The sequence below is a fragment of the Streptomyces griseus subsp. griseus genome (assembly GCF_000720255.1).
GTDB classification, from domain to species: Bacteria; Actinomycetota; Actinomycetes; order Streptomycetales; family Streptomycetaceae; genus Streptomyces; species Streptomyces griseus_I.
This window is the reverse complement of sequence record NZ_JOJE01000126.1, coordinates 1-1,040: the sequence shown is the minus strand read 5'-3', so window position 1 is coordinate 1,040 and position 1,040 is coordinate 1. Positions and strand designations below refer to the sequence as shown.

The window sequence follows — 1,040 nt, the reverse complement described above, 5'->3', positions numbered from 1 at the left end:
TGGTACTTCTCGGAGTCGAGGTACTCCTCGCTGCCCTGGCGCAGGGGGGTGTTCTCGCACAGTTCGTAGCCGCTGTAGATGCCCCAGGTGGGGGAGAGGGTGGCGGCCAGGACGGCGCGGACCGCGAAGGCGGGGCGGCCGCCGTGCTGGAGGTAGGCGTGCAGGATGTCGGGGGTGTTGGCGAAGAAGTTCGGCCGCATGTAGGAGGCCGCCTCGCCGGAGAGTTCGGTGAGGTACTCGGTCAGTTCCTGCTTGCTGTTGCGCCAGGTGAAGTAGGTGTAGGACTGCTGGAAACCGATCTGGGCCAGCGTGTGCATCATCGCGGGGCGGGTGAAGGCCTCCGCCAGGAAGATCACGTCGGGGTCGGTGCGGTTGACCTCGGCGATGACGCGTTCCCAGAACACCACCGGTTTGGTGTGCGGGTTGTCCACGCGGAAGATGCGCACGCCGTGGGACATCCAGTGCCGCAGCACGCGGACGGTCTCGGCGATGAGTCCGTCGAGGTCGGCGTCGAAGGCGATGGGGTAGATGTCCTGGTACTTCTTCGGCGGGTTCTCGGCGTAGGCGATGGTGCCGTCGGGGCGGTGGTGGAACCACTCGGGGTGTTTGTCGACCCAGGGGTGGTCGGGGGAGCACTGCAGGGCGAAGTCGAGGGCGATCTCCAGCCCGTGCCGTTCGGCCTCCCGCACGAACCAGGCGAAGTCCTCCAGGGTGCCCAGGTCGGGGTGGACGGCGTCGTGGCCGCCCTCGGGGGAGCCGATCGCCCACGGTACGCCGACGTCCTCGGGGCCCGCGGAGAGGGTGTTGTTGGGTCCCTTGCGGAAGGTGTGGCCGATGGGGTGGACCGGGGGCAGGTAGACCACGTCGAAGCCCATGGCGGCGATGGCCGGAAGGCGTCGGGCAGCGGTGCGGAAGGTGCCGTGGGGGCGCTCGGCCGTGCCCTCCGAGCGGGGGAAGAACTCGTACCAGGCGCCGTACAGCGCCCGCTCCCGTTCCACCAGCAACGGCAGCGTCTGCGACGCCGTCACCGACTCCCGCAG

1 pseudogene is annotated in these 1,040 nt (G+C 69.0%); it reads right to left on the bottom strand.

The features are described 5' to 3' along the window. A pseudogene (locus IG99_RS43395) lies at nt 1-1,040 on the bottom strand (alpha-1,4-glucan--maltose-1-phosphate maltosyltransferase); the annotation flags it as partial.